At 58.5% G+C, this 17,410-nt stretch carries 22 protein-coding genes and 1 tRNA gene; 15 read left to right on the top strand and 8 right to left on the bottom strand.

Features of this window, described 5'->3' with window-relative positions:
* Positions 1-2 precede the first annotated feature (2 nt).
* The 10 genes from atzF to F2P67_RS20135 all read left to right on the top strand — a co-directional run bounded on the left by atzF (position 3) and on the right by F2P67_RS20135 (position 8,711).
* Complete coding sequence (gene atzF, locus F2P67_RS20090) at positions 3-1,775, top strand: allophanate hydrolase (protein ID WP_166222728.1); 1,773 nt, start codon at positions 3-5, stop codon at positions 1,773-1,775.
* Between the two features lie 200 nt (positions 1,776-1,975).
* A complete protein-coding gene (locus F2P67_RS20095; protein WP_166222730.1) occupies positions 1,976-3,463 on the top strand; it encodes a sensor domain-containing diguanylate cyclase in 1,488 nt (495 codons plus the stop codon).
* Positions 3,456-3,686, top strand: a complete 231-nt coding sequence (locus tag F2P67_RS20100) for a cysteine-rich CWC family protein (protein ID WP_166222732.1) — start codon at positions 3,456-3,458, stop codon at positions 3,684-3,686. The genes F2P67_RS20095 and F2P67_RS20100 overlap by 8 nt, the downstream gene beginning before the upstream one ends.
* Before the next feature lie 33 nt (positions 3,687-3,719).
* Positions 3,720-4,412: a pseudouridine synthase gene (locus tag F2P67_RS20105; protein ID WP_166222734.1), complete on the top strand. Its 693-nt coding sequence runs from the start codon at positions 3,720-3,722 to the stop codon at positions 4,410-4,412.
* Between the two features lie 315 nt (positions 4,413-4,727).
* The gene (locus F2P67_RS20110) at positions 4,728-5,612 is read left to right on the top strand and encodes an alpha/beta fold hydrolase (RefSeq protein ID WP_166222736.1); all 885 of its coding nucleotides are present in this window, start codon (positions 4,728-4,730) and stop codon (positions 5,610-5,612) included.
* A 158-nt stretch (positions 5,613-5,770) separates the two neighbouring features.
* Positions 5,771-5,844, top strand: a tRNA-Gly gene (locus F2P67_RS20115).
* A gap of 163 nt (positions 5,845-6,007) precedes the next feature.
* A complete protein-coding gene (locus F2P67_RS20120; protein WP_166222737.1) occupies positions 6,008-6,826 on the top strand; it encodes a 2OG-Fe(II) oxygenase in 819 nt (272 codons plus the stop codon).
* Between the two features lie 236 nt (positions 6,827-7,062).
* Complete coding sequence (locus F2P67_RS20125; RefSeq protein WP_166222739.1) at positions 7,063-7,242, top strand: type II toxin-antitoxin system HicA family toxin; 180 nt, start codon at positions 7,063-7,065, stop codon at positions 7,240-7,242.
* 36 nt (positions 7,243-7,278) lie between these two features.
* Positions 7,279-7,686: a type II toxin-antitoxin system HicB family antitoxin gene (locus tag F2P67_RS20130; RefSeq protein ID WP_166222740.1), complete on the top strand. Its 408-nt coding sequence runs from the start codon at positions 7,279-7,281 to the stop codon at positions 7,684-7,686.
* A gap of 296 nt (positions 7,687-7,982) precedes the next feature.
* Complete coding sequence (locus tag F2P67_RS20135; protein ID WP_166222742.1) at positions 7,983-8,711, top strand: class I SAM-dependent methyltransferase; 729 nt, start codon at positions 7,983-7,985, stop codon at positions 8,709-8,711.
* A gap of 55 nt (positions 8,712-8,766) precedes the next feature.
* Here the strand turns inward: F2P67_RS20135 and tam are convergent, their stop codons facing one another.
* On the bottom strand, positions 8,767-9,537 hold the full coding sequence (tam, locus tag F2P67_RS20140) for a trans-aconitate 2-methyltransferase (protein ID WP_166222744.1): 771 nt from the start codon (positions 9,535-9,537) through the stop codon (positions 8,767-8,769).
* Positions 9,538-9,911: 374 nt separating this feature from the next.
* Between tam and F2P67_RS20145 the strand changes: the two genes are divergently transcribed.
* The 3 genes from F2P67_RS20145 to F2P67_RS20155 all read left to right on the top strand — a co-directional run bounded on the left by F2P67_RS20145 (position 9,912) and on the right by F2P67_RS20155 (position 11,612).
* Positions 9,912-10,415, top strand: a complete 504-nt coding sequence (locus F2P67_RS20145; RefSeq protein WP_166222745.1) for an inclusion body family protein — start codon at positions 9,912-9,914, stop codon at positions 10,413-10,415.
* A 124-nt stretch (positions 10,416-10,539) separates the two neighbouring features.
* Positions 10,540-11,079, top strand: a complete 540-nt coding sequence (locus F2P67_RS20150) for an AidA/PixA family protein (RefSeq protein ID WP_166222747.1) — start codon at positions 10,540-10,542, stop codon at positions 11,077-11,079.
* Positions 11,080-11,201: 122 nt separating this feature from the next.
* On the top strand, positions 11,202-11,612 hold the full coding sequence (locus F2P67_RS20155) for a low affinity iron permease family protein (protein WP_166222749.1): 411 nt from the start codon (positions 11,202-11,204) through the stop codon (positions 11,610-11,612).
* Between the two features lie 48 nt (positions 11,613-11,660).
* Here F2P67_RS20155 and F2P67_RS20160 read toward each other — a convergent pair whose 3' ends face one another.
* From F2P67_RS20160 to F2P67_RS20185, 6 genes are all read right to left on the bottom strand, one after another.
* Positions 11,661-12,164 (bottom strand): DUF4142 domain-containing protein, encoded by a 504-nt coding sequence (locus F2P67_RS20160; protein WP_166222751.1) that lies wholly within the window; start codon positions 12,162-12,164, stop codon positions 11,661-11,663.
* Between the two features lie 75 nt (positions 12,165-12,239).
* On the bottom strand, positions 12,240-12,395 hold the full coding sequence (locus tag F2P67_RS20165; protein WP_166222753.1) for a KGG domain-containing protein: 156 nt from the start codon (positions 12,393-12,395) through the stop codon (positions 12,240-12,242).
* Positions 12,396-12,510: 115 nt separating this feature from the next.
* Positions 12,511-13,860 carry a sensor domain-containing diguanylate cyclase gene (locus F2P67_RS20170; RefSeq protein WP_166222762.1) on the bottom strand — a complete coding sequence of 450 codons (1,350 nt, stop codon included), beginning with the start codon at positions 13,858-13,860 and terminating at the stop codon, positions 12,511-12,513.
* An 87-nt stretch (positions 13,861-13,947) separates the two neighbouring features.
* A complete protein-coding gene (locus F2P67_RS20175) occupies positions 13,948-14,586 on the bottom strand; it encodes a LysE family translocator (RefSeq protein WP_166222764.1) in 639 nt (212 codons plus the stop codon).
* A 60-nt stretch (positions 14,587-14,646) separates the two neighbouring features.
* Entirely contained in the window at positions 14,647-15,063 is a 417-nt protein-coding gene (fos, locus tag F2P67_RS20180; RefSeq protein WP_166222766.1) for a fosfomycin resistance glutathione transferase, read from the bottom strand.
* Positions 15,064-15,067: 4 nt separating this feature from the next.
* On the bottom strand, positions 15,068-15,784 hold the full coding sequence (locus F2P67_RS20185) for a PA3715 family protein (RefSeq protein WP_166222768.1): 717 nt from the start codon (positions 15,782-15,784) through the stop codon (positions 15,068-15,070).
* Positions 15,785-15,892: 108 nt separating this feature from the next.
* On the opposite strand from F2P67_RS20185, the gene F2P67_RS20190 reads away from it, so the two are divergent.
* Together F2P67_RS20190 and F2P67_RS20195 are read left to right on the top strand one after the other, a co-directional pair.
* On the top strand, positions 15,893-16,132 hold the full coding sequence (locus tag F2P67_RS20190) for a CopG family ribbon-helix-helix protein (protein ID WP_166222770.1): 240 nt from the start codon (positions 15,893-15,895) through the stop codon (positions 16,130-16,132).
* Positions 16,122-16,406: a type II toxin-antitoxin system RelE/ParE family toxin gene (locus F2P67_RS20195; protein WP_166222772.1), complete on the top strand. Its 285-nt coding sequence runs from the start codon at positions 16,122-16,124 to the stop codon at positions 16,404-16,406. Before F2P67_RS20190 ends, F2P67_RS20195 begins: the two co-directional genes overlap by 11 nt.
* A 5-nt stretch (positions 16,407-16,411) precedes the next feature.
* Here F2P67_RS20195 and F2P67_RS20200 read toward each other — a convergent pair whose 3' ends face one another.
* Positions 16,412-17,335, bottom strand: coding sequence for a LysR substrate-binding domain-containing protein (locus F2P67_RS20200; RefSeq protein ID WP_178120944.1), 924 nt, complete (start codon positions 17,333-17,335; stop codon positions 16,412-16,414).
* Between the last annotated feature and the right edge of the window lie 75 nt (positions 17,336-17,410).

The following is a 17,410-nucleotide window of genomic DNA, read 5'->3' on the forward strand; positions in this document are numbered from 1 at the left end:
TGATGAATCTGCAACTCGATGCTCTGCGCCAGGCCTACCGCGACGGCACGACCACGCCGCGCAAACTGCTGACGCTGCTGCGGGAAAAAGCCGCCGCACTGAACCCTGATTATCACCTGTTCATCCACCTGCTCAGCGTCGCCGAACTGGAGCCGTATCTGGCCGCGCTCGATAGCCGCGAACCCGACAGCCTGCCGCTGTACGGCGTGCCGTTTGCGATCAAGGACAACATCGATCTGGCCGGCATCGCCACCACTGCCGCGTGCCCGGCGTTCGCCTACGTGCCGGAACGGTCAGCGACTATCGTCGAGCAACTGATTGCACTCGGGGCAATTCCGCTGGGCAAGACCAACCTCGACCAGTTCGCCACCGGCCTCAATGGCAGTCGCTCGCCGTATGGTGCTTGCCCCAACAGCGTGTTGGCGGAATATCCGTCCGGCGGTTCCAGCGCCGGTTCGTCGCTGGCGGTGGCACTGGGCGTGGCGAGTTTCGCCTTGGGCACCGACACCGCCGGTTCCGGTCGAGTGCCGGCGGCGCTGAACAATCTGCTCGGATTGAAAGCCACTAAAGGGCTTATCTCCACCGCAGGCGTAGTCCCGGCGTGCCGCACCCTCGATTGCGTCACGACTTTCACGGCAACGGCGCGTGAGGCCAGTCAGTTACTGGCGCTTACCGCCAGGCTCGATCCACGTGACGAATACAGCCGCCGCAATCCGGCATGGAATGATGGCTCGGCATTCGGCACGCCACGGCCGTTTCGCTTCGGTGTGCCGCGGGCGCAGGATCTGCAGTTTTTCGGTTGCGTCGAAGGGCCGCTGTTGTTCGGCGACGCCATCGACCGGCTCAAGGCCTTGGGCGGTGAAGCGGTCGAACTCGATCTGGCGCCCTTCCTCGAAGCGGCGCGGTTGCTCTACGAGGGACCGTGGGTCGCTGAACGTTACAGCGTCGCCGGCGAGCTGATGGAAGAAAATCCCGAAGCGGTTTTGCCAGTGATCCGTGCGGTACTGAGCAAAGCGCCAGCGGTGACCGGCGTGCAAACCTTCCGTGCGCAATACCGTTTGCAAGCGCTGAAGGCTCTGTGCGATCAGGCGCTCGAAGGGCTCGACTGCGTGTTGACGCCCACCATCGGCCGTCCGGTGACGCTGGCGGAACTCAACGCCGAACCGGTGCTGCGCAACTCGGAACTGGGTTACTACACCAACTTCATGAACCTGCTCGATTACGCCGCCGTCGCGGTGCCGAGCGCATTCATGGCCAACGGTTTGCCGTGGGGCGTGACCCTGTTTGGCCGGGCGTTCACCGATCAATACTTGCTCGGCGTGGCGGATGCCTTTCAGCGCCAGCAGGACGCGGCGCTGCCAACCCCGACAAACGTGGCGCGCCATGACCGCGCGCGCATCGTGGTATGCGGCGCGCATCTGCAAGGGTTGGCGTTGAATTGGCAGCTGACGCAGCGCGGCGCTCGATTGATCGAAGCGACTTACAGTTCAGCGGACTACCAACTGCACGCCCTGGCCGGCGGCCCGCCACTGCGTCCGGGCATGGTGCGAGTCAAGGACGGCGGCGTGGCGATTGCCGTGGAAGTGTGGGAGTTGCCGAGCTGCGAACTTGGCTCGTTCCTGACAGGGATTCCGGCACCGCTCGGCCTGGGCAAGGTTCAACTGGCGGATGGGCGTTGGGAGAGCGGGTTTATCTGCGAGCCGTATGGGCTGGAAGGCGCGCGGGACATCAGTCATTTGGGTGGCTGGCGGGCGTACCTGAAAACCCTGGCCTGACCGCACGCCCTGTAGGAGTGAGCCTGCTCGCGATGGCGGTGTATCAAACACATCGTCGGTGAATGACGCCCCGCCATCGCGAGCAGGCTCACGCCTACAAGGGAAATACCGGAACGACCATTCGCGCCGCACATGAAGCAGTTATTTCCACACAGTGCCACTAGAATGCTAGCCATCGGGCCACTGCCAACGGATCTGCCATGCCGCTTCGTTCTTCGCTGTATTCGCAACGCTCACTGGTACTGACGCTGATCGCCCTGCTCGGCGCCGGTTTTCTCGCCACCTCCTTGCTGAGCTACTACGCCTCTCGTGCGTCGATCCGCGACAACATCGTCAACACCGAACTGCCGCTGACCTCCGACACGGTCTACTCGGAAATCCAGAAAGACCTGGTCAGACCGATCCTGATTTCCTCGATGATGTCTCGCGACACGTTCATGCGCGACTGGGTGGTGAACGGCGAGCAGAATCCCGAGCAGATGACCCGCTACCTCGACGAAGTCATGACCCATTACGGCGCCTACACCGCGTTCTTCGTCTCCAACAGCACCCTCACTTACTACCACGCCAAAGGTGTGCTCAAGCAGGTCAAGGTCGATGAGCCTCGCGATGCCTGGTACTTCCGCGTGCGCGACATGAAAGACCCGTACGAGATCAACGTCGACCCGGATCTGGCCAACAAGGACAACCTGACCTTCTTCATCAACTACAAGGTCTACGACTACCACGACCGGTTCATCGGCGCCGCCGGCGTGGGCCTGACGGTGGACGCGGTGATCAAATTGATCGACAAGTATCAGCAGCGTTATCAACGCAGCGTGTACTTCGTCGACACCTTCGGTCGCCTGGTGCTGACCGGCGCCGAGGGCGGGCCGGAAGGTGCGCACATTGGCCAAAGCCTGGCAAACCTCGACAGCATGAAAGGCCTGGTCAGCCAGTTACCGAAACCCCACAGCGGCAGTTACGAATATTCCGCCCACGGTCAGGGACACTTTCTCAACGTGCGGTTTATTCCGGAATTGAACTGGTACCTGTTCGTCGATAAACGCGAGGACGGCGCCCTGAGTGAAATTCGTCAGTCGCTGTATCTCAACCTGCTGATCTGCCTGCTGGTGACGCTCAGCGTGCTGGCTCTGCTCAATCGGGTGATCAAACGCTTCCAGACGAAAATCCAGGCCCAGGCCACCCTCGACAGCCTCACCGATTTGCCCAACCGTCGCGGCTTTGATCTGCTCGCCGCGCAAGCCCTGCACGAGGCACAGCGTGAGACCAAACCACTGACAGCGCTGTTGCTCGATCTCGATCATTTCAAGGCATTGAACGACACTTACGGGCACATGGCCGGCGATCAGGTGCTGATCGGATTTGCCCGCGACCTGCAAAGTTGCCTGCGCCATGCCGACATCGTCTGCCGCTGGGGCGGTGAGGAATTCATTGTTTTGCTGAAGGACACCGACGGCGACACCGGTCAGAAAATTGCCGAGAAGGTCCGTCAACACGTCGAACAACACGAATATGCCTACAACGGTCATGCGCTCAGTCTGACGGTGAGCATCGGCGCCACCACCCTGCAACGCGATGACACCTTGCACAGCCTGCTGTCGCGGGCCGATCATGCGATGTACCGGGCCAAACAAACCGGCCGCAATCGCACCTGCGTGGAACTGCCTCACTCGACTTATGCCTGATCTCAGCGAAAAACCCGACCATTGCCCGGCTTGCGGCGCCCGTAACGGCTGCAGCCTGGCCGACCCGCGCACCGCCGACCGCGAATGCTGGTGCTACGGCGTCAGCATCGACCCGGCCGTGCTCGAAGCCTTGCCACCGGAGTTGCGCAACAAATCCTGCCTGTGCCCGCGTTGCGCCCGGGTCGAGGCGCAACTGCAAGCGGGCAAACGGCCAATCCCGTAAGATGCGCGGTCCTTCACCCACTGAACCCTGAACATGCGCGTCGACCGTTTTCTCAGCAACCTGCCCCGCTACAACCGTCAGCAGGTTCGCCTGTTGCTGGTGGAAAAGCGCGTGCGCGTTGACGGAAAAGTCGTCAGCGATCCGCACAGCGAAGTGCTGGAGTTCAGCCGTGTCGAAGTCGATGACGAGGTGCTGCAACTGGGCAAGCCGGCGCGTTACTTCATGCTGCATAAACCGCCGGGCTGCGTCAGCGCCACCCGCGACCCGCAGCATCCGACCGTGCTCGACCTGATCGAAGAGCCGGACAAGGAAGATCTGCACATTGCCGGACGTCTGGATTTCAACACCACCGGCTTGATGCTGATCACCAACGACGGCACCTGGTCGAGGCGTCTGACCCAGCCACAAACCAAACTGCCGAAGGTCTATTACGTCGAGACCGAACAGGACATCGGCGCGGAATATGCGATCAAGTTCGCCGAGGGGATTTACTTCGCCTTCGAAGACCTGACCACGCAGCCTGCCCGACTGGAATTGCTCGGCCCGAGGTCGGCACGCCTGAGTATCATCGAGGGTCGCTATCATCAGGTGAAGCGCATGTTCGGCCACTTCAACAACAAAGTGCTGCGCCTGCACCGCGAATCCATGGGCCAATTACTGCTTGATGACGCGCTAAAACCGGGCGAGTACCGTGCTTTGCGCACCGAAGAGATTCATTTGTTCTAAGCCCGCGACCGCTCAGCAGATGTTGTCGAACAATTTACCAACGGCACTTGCGCGATCCTGACTCCCCTGCTTGAATCAGGTCGTCGGCCAAATTGTGACCGACTAGTCACAACATACATCCAAGAAACTTTTTGCCGGTAGAGAGCCTTCAGGCTCCGCCTCAGCCGGCAGACTGCCCGCCAATAACAATACCCGTCGACCGCAGTCATGGATCGACATGGGCCAAGCAAATTCCAGGCGTATGCCTACCTGTCACAAAGCTCGTGCAATCTCTATTTGCGCGCATACCCGCTTGCTTGCCAGGAGTCTTATGACATGAGGCCAGAAATCGCTGTGCTGGATATACAGGGTCAGTATCGGGTTTACACGGAGTTCTATCGCGCAGACGCCGCAGAAAAGACCATCATCCTGGTCAACGGCTCGATGGCCACGACTGCGTCGTTTGCACAGACTGTGAAAAACCTGCACCCGCAATTCAATGTGGTCTGCTACGACCAGCCCTACGCGGGCAAGTCCAAAGCCCACAACCTGCATGAGAAACATCTGACCAAGGAAATCGAAGGGCAGATTCTGCTGGAGCTGATCGACCACTTCGGCGCCGAACACGTGCTGTCGTTTTCCTGGGGTGGCGCGGCGACGCTGGTCGCTCTCGCCCATCAGCCGCGGCGCATCGAGAAAGCCGTGATCAGCTCGTTCTCGCCGGTGATCAACGCGCACATGCTCGATTACCTCGAGCGCGGCGTCGACTATCTCGGCCAGCGCGACGGCGACCGGGTCGGCCATCTGGTCAACAACACCATCGGCAAACACCTGCCCTCGCTGTTCAAGCGCTTCAATTATCGCCACGTCAGCAGCCTGGCCGAGCACGAATACGGGCAGATGCATTTCCACATCAACGATGTGCTGCACAGCGATCGTCAGTGCTATTTGAACGCGGCGAAGAAAATCAACGTGCCGGTGCTGTTTCTCAACGGCGAATGGGACGAATACACCGCCGCCGAAGATGCACGCCTGTTCGGCAACCACGTGGCGCAAAGCACATTCACCACGGTGCAGGCCACCGGGCATTTCCTCGACATGGAGCACAAGGCCGCCTGCCGCGATAGCCAGAATGCGCTGCTCGGGTTCTTGAAACCGGCGCAGCACGTGAGCCGAACGCGTTACTCGTTTGTTCAGGATCAACATGCATTGGCCATTTGAAAGTGTGTCATCGCGAGCGAGTCTGCGGGGCTGAGCACTACAAACCTCACCCGCCGTACTCGCCCGCGATTGACCGTTGCCCACGTTTTAAAGCCATCGCGCGCAAAAGAAAAACTTCAAATCCGTGGCCGAGTCTGGTACAAAGTCAGCCGCTCTGAGCGGGTATAGTTTAATGGTAGAACAGTAGCTTCCCAAGCTTCCGACGAGGGTTCGATTCCCTCTACCCGCTCCAATCGATTTTCAGTCTCGCGTCGTGTTTTGACGAGGGATGCAAAAACAGAAAAAACCGGCCTTGATGGCCGGTTTTTTTGTTTCCGGAATTTGGCGCTCTCAACCAATTCAAGGACAATGCCGGCTACAGAATTTGTCACCTCGCACCCAGACAAGGATTGCCAATGGAAGTCTCAAAAATTGCTGCGCTTATAGTCAGTCGTCTGGATGAGCTGGCCACTGACATTCAACGGCAATGGCAACATCCTGAGGGAACGCATACGCGTCACTTCTTCATTGATGACTTGCTGACCGAGGAAATGGCCCAATCGATTTACGCGGCATTTCCGCGCAATGCCGATGGCTTCTTTGATCGTCAGTCTTTTCGCGAGAAGAAAAAGACCCTCACGGATCTCTCCGACTACCCGCCCATCCTCAGTGCCATCACCTACGCCATGCAGCACGAGTCAGTGGTAAACAAGGTCGCGCAACTGGTGGGGATGCCTGACATCGTGCCGGATCCGAGCCTGTATGCAGGTGGTCTGTCGATGATGTTCCAGGACGATTTCCTCAATCCGCACATCGACAACAGCCACGACGGCGCACGTAACCTCTATCGCCGCCTGAACCTGCTCTATTACGTGTCGCCCGATTGGGTGCTGGAAAACGGCGGCAATTTCGAGTTGTGGGATACCCAGGTCAAACAACAGAAAACCATCGTGTCGAAATTCAATCGCCTGGTGGTGATGGAAACCAACAAGCTCTCGTGGCACTCCGTGAGCGGTGTCCGGGCGCAAACACCGCGTTGCTGCGTTTCCAACTACTACTTCTCGGCGACCTCGCCGGATGATCACGAATACTTTCACGTAACCTCGTTCAGCGGTCGACCGGAAGAAACCGGCCGGCGTTTGCTTGGGGTCGTCGACAATACGCTGCGCAACGTGGTGTCAAAGGTACTGCGTGTGGGGCGCGGAACCAAGTTGGTGAACAAGAAGCAGGATTGAGTGAAACGAAAAAACCGGTCTGAATGGCCGGTTTTTTTTATGCCTGTTGAAACGCCTGACGCGAAGACGCGAAGACGCAAAAGCCTGCAACACGTTTTCGACTGGTCCAATTCCCCCCTGACTAGACTGCCTCGAGCCACCTGAACGAAAACGGACGATACCGTTCGGTGAGCGAGGTGTTGATCAGGAAAAAATAGTAGGTACAGCAACCACCAAGCACACCACAAAGAGGTGTTGTGAATTGCCGTTTCTTAATCGGCCAACTCGTCGCAGACGGTTGGTATCTGGCGCGCGTCAGAGGCAGTCACCATCACTTCAAGCATCCGACCAAACCTGGGCTGGTGACGGTGCCGCACCCAAAGAAAGATCTGCTGAAGAAAACGGCAATCAGTATTTTGCAACAGGCGCTGCTCTGACTGGTGAGGTCAGCGGTACCAAGGAGGACGACAGATATGCTTTACCCGATTGCGATTTCAATAGGTGATGAAGAACACGCCTGGGGCGTTGAAGTGCCGGACATTCCCGGCTGCTTTTCTGCTGGCGATGATCTGGATGATGCGGTTGCCATGGCTCGGGAGGCCATCGAAGGACATTTCGAGATTCTGGCCGAGGACAATGCTCCGATTCCGGCAGCCAGCAAACTGGGCCTGCATGTAGCGAACCCGAAGTTCGCGGGCTGTGCGTGGGCAGTAGTGGATATAGATGTCGTCAAGTATCTGGGCAAAGCCCAGAAACTCAACATCACATTGCCCGGACATTTGCTCAACCGAATCGATGAGTACGTGCTGCATCACCCGGAGGAGAAGAGCCGATCGGGTTTTCTGGCATCGGCTGCGTTGAAGGTGTTGCAACAGGGTTGATCAGGATGAGCGGCTCTTTGCTCGAAACCGGGAGCCGTCACGCAACCTGACGGCCAGCAATGATGCTGAACATAATGGCGGTTCGGCCATGTGATCATGACATGCGCAAAATCGCTCGACATTACAGTTGCCCAACACTCGACCTGTTATCACCTCGCACGCTATCAGCTAGCATTTCCCCATCGCCCACCACCCTCCCCCTGCGCGGCCATCGACGAACACGCGTCATCACTTTCGAGGGAACCCATCGCGGCGAATCCGCTGCTGAAGACAGGACTCAAAAGAGCACTTGCCCCATGACTCAGAACATCTACGACGATCCCGAATTTTTCCAGGGCTACAGCCAGATGAACCGCTCCATCGGCGGCCTCGACGCGGCGCCGGAATGGCCTGCGCTCAGGGCATTATTGCCCTCCATGCACGGTTTGAACGTTGTCGATCTGGGCTGCGGATATGGCTGGTTCAGCCGCTGGGCCAGTGATCACGGCGCGGCCAATGTGCTGGGGCTGGACGTTTCGGAAAAAATGCTGGAGCGGGCGCGCACCACCACGTCGGCGGCAAATATTCGTTATGAGCGCGCCGACCTTGAGCAACTTGATGTGCCCGCGTGCAGTTTCGATCTGGCTTACAGCTCTCTGGCGCTGCACTACATCAAGGATCTGCCGGGATTGTTTGCCCACCTGTACACGGCACTGAAACCGGGTTCGTATTTCGTGTTTTCCATCGAGCATCCGATCTTCATGGCGCCACGCAATCCGGGCTGGCTGATCGACAGCGAAGGTCACAAGCGCTGGCCGCTGGACAGTTATCAGATGGAGGGTGAGCGCGTGACCAACTGGTTGGCGGAGGGTGTGATCAAACAACATCGTACCGTCGGGACACTACTCAACTCGTTGATTGCTGCCGGTTTCAGCATTCTTCATGTCAACGAATGGGGACCCAATGATGCCGAGGTGGCGGCGCAACCCGCACTGGCGGAAGAACGGGAACGGCCAATGATGATGCTCGTGGCCGTGCAACGCTGAGCCAAAAACCGTCGCTGACTTGTGGCGAGGAAGCTTGCTCCCTCGCCACAGATGCTTAATGTGTCGCGACGATAAACAATCGGGGGAATGGCAACAGAACCGAGCCATCCGCCAATGGCGGATAAGCCTTCCCGACTTCAGCCAGATACTGTTCCAGGTACTGCGCTTTTTCCGCCTCGGTCAGCGGACTCAAGAACGGAATCAATCCGCTGCCCTTGAACCACTCCACCACTCCCGCCGCACCGCCAGCCAATTGATGGTGATAGGTCGTACGCCACACATCGACCCGCGCACAGTGTGGCCGCAACATCGAAAAGTAATCGCTGGCACTCGCCATGTCGGTTCGCTGTCCGGCAGCGCCGGTGAGCTTGCTGGCCCAAGGGCCGTTCGCGGCGACTTCACGCATGAGCCGATGGGAAGACTCGTTGAGGTTATCCGGCATCTGAATCGCCAGACTGCCACCCGCTGAAAGCTTGCCTGCCAGTCTCGGCAGCAACACGGCGTGATCCGGTATCCACTGCAGCACAGCGTTGGCGAAGATCACGTCAAACGGTCCTTTGTCAGCCCATTGGTCAATCTCGGCCACCTCGAACTTCACCTGCGGCAGACGCTTGCGCGCGGCCTCGATCATGTCCCGTGAACTGTCCAGACCACTGACCGCAGCCCCTGGAAAACGCTCGACCAGCAGCTCCGTCGAGTTGCCCGGGCCACAACCGATATCGACCACCGTATGTGCGTGCGCCGTGGGAATGGCTGCCAGCAGGTCGCGAGCCGGGCGGGTGCGTTCATCTTCAAAAGCGACGTATTGTTTGGCGGACCAACTCATTGCGTTCTCCTGTCGGGGGACATTCCAGCGGTTCGTTACGATACAGGCTGCGCAACGGCCACTTCCAGAGCGACTCATTGCAAAGGGTGTCGAACGTGTGGCGGCTTATCGCCCAATCATCAATGCCCTGGCGAAAACCGACCGTTTGTCGTACGTGTAAAAAGCGTTTTTGACAGCTTATAAAATCAACCTATAGTCAATTTGCGGCAGTCGGAAGGAACCCGATTCGTACGATCTCGTGCAAGGAGCACGGCCTGCTCATTTTCCCATGACCGGTGGGTTCCCCCAGTAGTGTGCTCGCAAAAGCCACACGGCAAGCAAGCTTCGTCGGCCTGGATTGCAGCCCGGCGTTCACTATGAAAAGGAGCGTTACCATGTCTCGAGTGACCGACATTCTGGTTTCCATCGACACCGAAACCATTCTGAAAAAGTATCCGAACATTAGCAAGGACCCGAAAAATCCGACTCTGATCGACTGGCATCATGTATACATGGTCACCAATCAGGACAACGTCGTCAGTGGCCAGGCCGGTGGCGAACTGGACCTCAAGGCGCAGGTCGGCGACCTGATCCGCTGGCGCGAAACCAGCCTGTCGCAAAGCTTCGAACAAGCCGTGATTTTTTACAAATTCATCGGTAACCAGGGAGACGATCTGATCTCTCCACCCTCGCCACGCAAGGCTACGGCCTGCGTTGCGGTGCCAAACACTAGTAACCCATCCGTACCGAGCTGCCAGAAAGTCGACAACCATTACTGGTCGTCGGAAACCCTTTCCTGCGGCCGCGTGACCTATCACTTCCACTTCCTGATCGTGGATCGCAATTGCCAGATCATCGGCTGCTGCTCGTGGGATCCGTTCATTTCCATCCACAACTGATGATGACCCGGGCCACTCGGCAACGTCGGGCCCAACCGATCCGCTGCCGCCCGGCCGCAACAGGATGTCGCGCCCTGGCCGATGCGACCGCCCGATTGCGCCACCATCATGAAAGGAATCCATGATGACTTCCGAACCGATCCCGTCCCCCTCAACCACCCTGAACAATGCACACAGCGTGTTGCTGATCTTCGATGCCGAATCCGTTCTTGCGCGCTACCCGACCCCCAGTCTGGATGCCACCAAACCGACGACCATCAGCGATGGATTGGTGTTTTTCGCCACTGGAAACACTTCGAAAGAAATAGCTATAAATGACAGTAATGTCACGCTACCGGTCGTAATCGGGCGTGATATCCATTTTCGCGGACGCTCCGTCAGCCTGATCGCCGAACACAGCGTGGTTATCTACGATATGACCGTCGCCGCCGACAGCGTCCTGTCCGCCCCTCAGCTGCAAGTTCGCCCAGGCCTGACCGTGCCCGCCCCCAACCCCGAACACCCGACAACTCCCGCCAGCGGCAAGGCTGATGATCACTTCTGGGCCTGCACCACCAAGGCATTCGGCATTGCCTCATGCGAGCTGAGCTTCATTCTGGTCAACCAGCAATGTGAAGCGCAGGGATATTTCCGCTGGGAGGTCGAGATAGAGATCAAGGCTTGAGACTACGCAAAAGAGAGCCGGTCGAGAGGCCGGCTTTTCATGGACAAACTCCCGTAACCGTAGAATTTTCACAACGCCGTCAGTGTCTGAATGTCAGGCACTCCCCAATAAGGAACACGGCAATGAAATTCGCAAAGATTTCGCAGACCCTCGCCATGTGGGCGGGCAGTCCCAAGACGTTTATGGGGGCGTTGATCCTGATTGGGTTGTGGGGATTGAGCGGGCCGTTTTTTCAGTTCAACGATACGTGGCAACTGATCATCAATACCTCGACCACGATCATCACGTTTCTGATGGTGTTCCTGATCCAGAACACGCAGAACCGCGACACTGACATCCTGCATCTCAAGCTCGATGAACTGCTGCGGGTCAACAAGGAAGCACAGAACGCGATGCTTGGGCTGGAATCGCTGGATCTCAAGCAACTGGAAGCCCTGCGCAAGCATTACCGCGCGATGGGTGAGAACGAGGTGTTTAACCTTGAGGGGCTGGGCGAGAAAAGCAAGCCGAAGCAGGATTTGAACGACTGTTGAATCATCAAAAACGGCGCCATTCGGCGCCGTTCATTTCAATCCCGGGCATCAGCGACTGGCTTGCAGCGCCCGGGCCATTTCCAGGTGAGTCTGCAACTTGGGCAGGGTTTCATCAGCAAACGCTTTGATCTCCGGTACATCGGTGGTCTGCGCTTCCTGCTGGATCTGCTGGATGGCTTCTTCGGTGGCTTTGACCTGACTGGCGGCGTAGGCCTGATCGAACGTTGCGCCGTCCGTGACTTGCGGCATCAGCGCCTTGGCCTTGTCGGCGATTTCCTCGCGGGGCGCGACCGGCAGATCAAGCTTTTTGGCGATTTTGGCCAGGTGCTGATTGGCCGTGGTGCGGTCGTTGATGACGACAATGGTGTAATCCTTGACCTCTTTGGACTCGGATTTCTGGTGGGCCAGGCGACTGGCTTCAATGTCGGCCATGCCTTTGGCCGAGGCATCGTTGATGAAGTCGGCGGGCGACTGGGCAAAAACACTGGTGGCACACAGTCCCAACAGGGTGGCAAAACTCGCGTTGCGTATACGGGTGGCCATCCGGCTCATGGTCGCGCCCTCCTTCTAGCAAAATTCAAGCGGGAGCTTGCGCCCCCGCCTCTCAATCAAAACAACCTTCACCGACTACTTCGATTTCTGAGCGGGTTTGCGGCCCATTGTTTTCGAAGACTCTTTATCGACCGTCGTTGTGGTGGTTTTCCCACCTTTGCGACCGGCTTCAGAAGCCTTCGTTCGATCGTTGGCGAAGTTTCCCGAGTTCGAGTTTCTTGAATTAGGCATGATTCTCTACCTCTTGGTATTGATCGTGGCGAGCAGGTGCCCGCCTAGATTGAGAATTTTCTGGCCGCCAAAGGTTTAGAAAAGTTGCCGTCGCCGCGACGAACGGTGCGCGAGGTCAGCTATCCAGCGCTTGATGATTTCGCCGTTTGGCGGCGTACATGGCCTGGTCGGCGTGGCGAAACAATTGCTGCTCTTCACTGCCATGTTCCGGAAAGCGCGCAACGCCAATGCTCGGTTCGATGTGCAGGTTATGGCCGTCCAGGCGCATCGGTTGTACCAGCACCTGTCGGATCTTTAGCGCCACGCTGTCGGCATCTTCGGCGGCATGAACGCTGTGCAGCAACACCACGAATTCGTCACCGCCGATCCGCGCCACGGTATCGGTTTCCCGCACGCAACCCTTGAGGCGGTTGGCCACGGTCTGCAGGAGCATGTCACCGACGGCATGGCCCAGTGTGTCGTTGACCTGCTTGAAGCGATCCAGATCGACATACAGCAGCGCCATATGCCCGGATTCCTCGCGGGCGTGAGCCAAGGCGTCCTTGAGCCGGTCGCGCAACAGTTCACGATTGGGCAATTGCGTCAGTTGATCGTACTGCGCCATGCGCCGCAGCCGCGCATGCAGTTGCTGGCGTTCGATGGCGGTCGCGACTTGGGCGCAGACGTATTGCAGCAGTTCCTTGTCCTGCTCGGTGTAGCGTTCAGCGCCAGGCAGGCTTTTGACGATCAGCGCGCCAATGGTGCCGTTTTTCGAGTTCAGCGGCACGCCCAGCCAGCAAGGTGAATTCTGCCCGGCCACCAGTGCGGCGAAATCCGCTGGCGAATCGGCGCTGTCCGGTGTCAGAAGAATCGGCTGACCACTGCGGATCACCTCCGCACACAAGCGCCCCGTCACCGTCCCCGGCTGCTCGGGCTGCAACTCGTGATCATCAACGTGATAGGGGAAATTCAGCTGGGCGCAGTGTTCATCGTAGAGCGCCACCGAGAAGTTCATGGCCGGCAGCCACTCGCCAATGATCAGGTGGATGCGCTTGAACAACGCCAGCAGATCCTCTGCGGCGTGCGCCGCTTCTGAAATGGCGTACAGCGCTGCTTGCCGGGATTCGGCCTGCTTGCGCTCGGTGATGTCACGGGCGACGGCGATACGCAGTTGATCGACCTCCGACCAGCGCGCTGACCAGAGAATGTGCGCGACGCTGCCGTCCTTGCGCACATAGCGGTTTTCGAAATTGTGTTTCGGCTCGCCGCCCATGATCTCGCCGGCCGCCGCCAGGGTGCGTTGGCGATCAGCCGGGTGCACCAACTCGATCATCGGCTGGCCGATCAGCTCTTCAGGGGTGTAGCCGAAAATACGCTCGCAGGCGGCGCTGACAAAAACGAAGCGGCCCTGCCTGTCCACCGCGCAAACGGCGTCCAGCAACAAATCGATGTAACTCGCCAGCGGCGCGGAGTTTCGGCTTTCCATGGTTCAGCGTGGGTTTCCGGGCAATGCAGCACTCATCCACCATCCCTGACCTGTCGGTTGCGCATCCCTGCACGCAAACACGCAACATCAAGCCTTGTTCGGCATCAGCCCCGGCAACGCATGCACCAGCGCGTTGATGGCGAAACCGATGAACATCACCCCGCACAATCGGGTGATCAGCAACTCGTGACGCTGGTACAGCGTGCGCACCCGCTGCGCGCCGACGATGCCAATGAGAATAGCGTAGGCCAGCAACCCGCCGAGGAAACTCAAGGCAATCAGCGCTGGCAGCATCGACCAGTTGAGCAGTTCGGCGCGACTCGACAGCAGCGCGGTAAACGTCGCCACCGCCACCGGATAGGCCTTGGGATTGGTCAGGCCGAACAGAATGCCGTGCCAGAACGGTTTGCGCGCCGCGCCTTGCGGCTCATCACCGCTGCGACGTTGCGCCCGTACCGCGCGCCAGCCAAGCCAGAACAGGTACAGACCGCTGAGCACGCCCAACACGTCAAATGCACTGCTGCCGATTTCCCGCGCACCGACAATCGCGATCAGCGCCGTGCTGCACCAGACCACATCACCGAGCAGATGCCCGCAGAGAAACCCGGCTCCGGCCCGCCGCCCATGGGCCGCGCCAATGCCGAACACCGCGAGGACACCCGGCCCCGGGGTAATCCCGTAGATAAAACCCGAGGCCAGAACGGCCATTAGCAACGATGGAGTCATGGAAAACCTGCAAGCGCCAGTACACGTGGCCGCCAGTCTATATCAGGCCAATGTGACGGATCACTGCTCGTCGTAAAAACGCATGCCCGAGTACGGTTTCTGCCGACACGCTGCCAGTCGCGAAGCAAGATCACCAACGTGGACTTCGAGCTTGTGACCATCAGGATCGAGAAAGTAGAACGACGCACCTTCGCTGCGGTTATCCCGCCATTCACGTACGTTGGCCGCTTTTAGCTGCTCAATGAACGAAAGGAAGTCCTCTGCACTCAGGCTGAAGGCGTAATGGGTGTAGTCGGCAGCCGGCTCGGTGGCGCGTCGCGCATCCAGCGACAGGCACAACCACAGCCCCGGCAACGACAGATAGGCTCCGGCGTCCCACGTCGCTTCGACGCGCAGATGCAAAACATCGCGATAAAAACCCAGACTGCGCGGCAGATCGCTGACGGCGAGGGTCAGGTGGTTGAGGCCGGTGAGCATCGAATCAATAACCTCTGAAGTCTTCAGGCACGACGTATTGCTGGCCGTCGTAGGTCAGGGTGATCTGGGTCTTCTTCAAGTCGGTCGTTTTCGAAACACACTGACTGCCCGCTTTAGTGTCTTTCGTCTTGCTGCCGCTGGTGGTGATGATCAAATCGGCGAAACCGTTGTGACTTGTGCTGCCGATTTCGAGCGTCCTGCGAGTTTTCTTCATATAGCCCTCGCAATCGCTCATGAACTCACCGTGATTCTTGAAGACGACCAGGCCTTCCAGAACCGGGCGCAGGGTATTGCCTTCGCGGACATACAGCGCCAGATCGGTCTTCTCGTAAGGAGTAGCGCTGGAACTGTGCTCGAACTTCGAACGCAAGCCAAATGCCCGGATGTCCGGGGCCAGTCGGTAGCGGCCGGTATCGATACGCACATCGTCAAAGCGAACGGCATCGGAGTTGTAAGCGCCCGGTTTACGGTAAGTGGCGATGGGTTTTGCGTCGCTGGCGTTGACGATCGCCAGATCCAGATCGAGCACCCCGGCATCATCGCCGCCGGAATCGGCAAGGTACGTGGACTTGACCGAGATCGCCTGATTCGGGAAGGCCGGCCAGACGACACAACGTGACATTGATTGCCCGTCATAGGCCTTGGTGGTGCATGCAGCCTGAGCTTGAGCGGTGATGGCCAGAAAACCGAGGGTAAAAAGGAGTCTGGTGGGGGTGAGCATGGTTCTTCCTTGAGCAGATCAGTTACACGATTCGCTAGACGAATGGCGGTCAGGGCGGAGTATGACGCTGTAGTATGCTGCACTACAAACCACTACACCGAGAACGTCATGTCAGTCATGTCGCTGCGTATCCCTGACGAAATTGCCGACACGCTCGCCAACCTTGCCAAAGCCACGGGCCGCAGTAAGTCGTACCTTGCAGTTGATGCCCTGCGCGAATACCTCGCGCGGGAGGCGTGGCAGATCGAGGAAATCCAGAAATCGCTGACAGAGGCCGACGCCGGAGATTTTGCTTCGGCTGATGACGTCAGGGCCATCGCCGAAAAATGGAATGCCAATGCGCGTTGAGTGGCTGAAAACCGCGTTAAAGAATCTCGATGATGAGGCCGCCTACATCGCGATAGAAAATCCGAAGGCCGCCACGGATTTTGTTCAAGCCGTTTTTTCCAATATCGATCATCTGGCCCGGTTTCCGGCGTCTGGACGTGAAGGACGTTTGGCCGGGACTCGGGAATGGGTCATGCCTGACCGTCCGTATTTGATTCCGTATCGTGTTCGTCAGAATCGCTTGCAGGTTTTACGCATATTCCACACTCGCCGGCTCCCACCTAATACCTGGTAGAAGACTCAGGTGACTGCCTCACCTCTTCCAATCCCCTCCTCAATCTTGCGATTCAACCAGTTCAACGCCTGATCCCCTCCCCGGCGCTTGTGCCATGCCAGCACAAACGTGAACGGCGGGATCTCGAACGGTGGCGGCACCACAATCAAGTGGCGCTGTTGAAGGTCCTGCACACTGCGCGAAGACACCGTAAGAATCAGATCAGTGCCGCTGATGAAATTCGGCGCGACGTTCCAGTGCGGCAGGCTGATGGCGACGCGGCGACGTTCACGCAGGGAGGTCAGCGCGCGCTCGATTTCCGGCGTACCGCTGCCGCGCATTTCCAGCAGAACATGCGGCCGTGACAAATAGGTCGGCAAATCGAGAACACCATTGGCGGGCAAACTCTGCCGATCCAGCAGGCAGACGTAGCGCTCCTCGAACATCAACGTGCTGCGCAGTTCGTTGGGCATTTCCGGAAAGACACCGGCGGCCAGATCCATATCGCCATTAAGCACGCTCTCCAGCATCCCTTCACGACTGGCATGACTGATTTGCAGGTCGATGCCCGGCGCTTCACGACGCAAGGTGCGGATCAATCCTGGAAGAATAATCGCGGCCCCATAATCCGACATGGCCAGACGAAACGTCCGACGGGCAATGGCCGGATCGAAGGTGTTCGGCACCAGCAGCGATTGCACCTGGGCCAGCGCTTCGGCCAGTGGTGCGATGAGTTCCAGCGCCCGCGCCGTAGGCACCAGGCTTGAGCCTGCACGTACCAGCAGCGGGTCGCCGAGCAGGTCACGCAATCGTGCCAGCGCATGGCTCACCGCCGGTTGGCTCAGGTGCAAACGCTCCGCCGCGCGGGTGACGTGCTGTTCGCTGAGCAAGGCGTCGAGGATGACCAACAGATTGAGATCGATACGGCGCAAATCATTCATCTGGTGCATGTTTCGGATGACAAAACGGAATTTAAATCTGCGCGACGAATAGCCTAGAGTCCAGCAAAACCTGTTGGAGAATGA

It is taken from the genome of Pseudomonas atagonensis (assembly GCF_011369485.1).
GTDB classification, from domain to species: domain Bacteria; phylum Pseudomonadota; class Gammaproteobacteria; order Pseudomonadales; family Pseudomonadaceae; genus Aquipseudomonas; species Aquipseudomonas atagonensis.

Bases quoted from the DNA above. Each gene is read 5' to 3' on its own strand.
- atzF (WP_166222728.1), top strand. From the start codon at position 3: ATGAATCTGCAACTCGATGCTCTGCGCCAGGCCTACCGCGACGGCACG.
- F2P67_RS20095 (WP_166222730.1), top strand. From the start codon at position 1,976: ATGCCGCTTCGTTCTTCGCTGTATTCGCAACGCTCACTGGTACTGACG.
- F2P67_RS20100 (WP_166222732.1), top strand. From the start codon at position 3,456: ATGCCTGATCTCAGCGAAAAACCCGACCATTGCCCGGCTTGCGGCGCC.
- F2P67_RS20105 (WP_166222734.1), top strand. From the start codon at position 3,720: ATGCGCGTCGACCGTTTTCTCAGCAACCTGCCCCGCTACAACCGTCAG.
- F2P67_RS20110 (WP_166222736.1), top strand. From the start codon at position 4,728: ATGAGGCCAGAAATCGCTGTGCTGGATATACAGGGTCAGTATCGGGTT.
- F2P67_RS20120 (WP_166222737.1), top strand. From the start codon at position 6,008: ATGGAAGTCTCAAAAATTGCTGCGCTTATAGTCAGTCGTCTGGATGAG.
- F2P67_RS20130 (WP_166222740.1), top strand. From the start codon at position 7,279: ATGCTTTACCCGATTGCGATTTCAATAGGTGATGAAGAACACGCCTGG.
- F2P67_RS20135 (WP_166222742.1), top strand. From the start codon at position 7,983: ATGACTCAGAACATCTACGACGATCCCGAATTTTTCCAGGGCTACAGC.
- tam (WP_166222744.1), bottom strand. From the start codon at position 9,537: ATGAGTTGGTCCGCCAAACAATACGTCGCTTTTGAAGATGAACGCACC.
- F2P67_RS20145 (WP_166222745.1), top strand. From the start codon at position 9,912: ATGTCTCGAGTGACCGACATTCTGGTTTCCATCGACACCGAAACCATT.
- F2P67_RS20150 (WP_166222747.1), top strand. From the start codon at position 10,540: ATGACTTCCGAACCGATCCCGTCCCCCTCAACCACCCTGAACAATGCA.
- F2P67_RS20155 (WP_166222749.1), top strand. From the start codon at position 11,202: ATGAAATTCGCAAAGATTTCGCAGACCCTCGCCATGTGGGCGGGCAGT.
- F2P67_RS20160 (WP_166222751.1), bottom strand. From the start codon at position 12,164: ATGAGCCGGATGGCCACCCGTATACGCAACGCGAGTTTTGCCACCCTG.
- F2P67_RS20165 (WP_166222753.1), bottom strand. From the start codon at position 12,395: ATGCCTAATTCAAGAAACTCGAACTCGGGAAACTTCGCCAACGATCGA.
- F2P67_RS20170 (WP_166222762.1), bottom strand. From the start codon at position 13,860: ATGGAAAGCCGAAACTCCGCGCCGCTGGCGAGTTACATCGATTTGTTG.
- F2P67_RS20175 (WP_166222764.1), bottom strand. From the start codon at position 14,586: ATGACTCCATCGTTGCTAATGGCCGTTCTGGCCTCGGGTTTTATCTAC.
- fos (WP_166222766.1), bottom strand. From the start codon at position 15,063: ATGCTCACCGGCCTCAACCACCTGACCCTCGCCGTCAGCGATCTGCCG.
- F2P67_RS20185 (WP_166222768.1), bottom strand. From the start codon at position 15,784: ATGCTCACCCCCACCAGACTCCTTTTTACCCTCGGTTTTCTGGCCATC.
- F2P67_RS20190 (WP_166222770.1), top strand. From the start codon at position 15,893: ATGTCAGTCATGTCGCTGCGTATCCCTGACGAAATTGCCGACACGCTC.
- F2P67_RS20195 (WP_166222772.1), top strand. From the start codon at position 16,122: ATGCGCGTTGAGTGGCTGAAAACCGCGTTAAAGAATCTCGATGATGAG.
- F2P67_RS20200 (WP_178120944.1), bottom strand. From the start codon at position 17,335: ATGCACCAGATGAATGATTTGCGCCGTATCGATCTCAATCTGTTGGTC.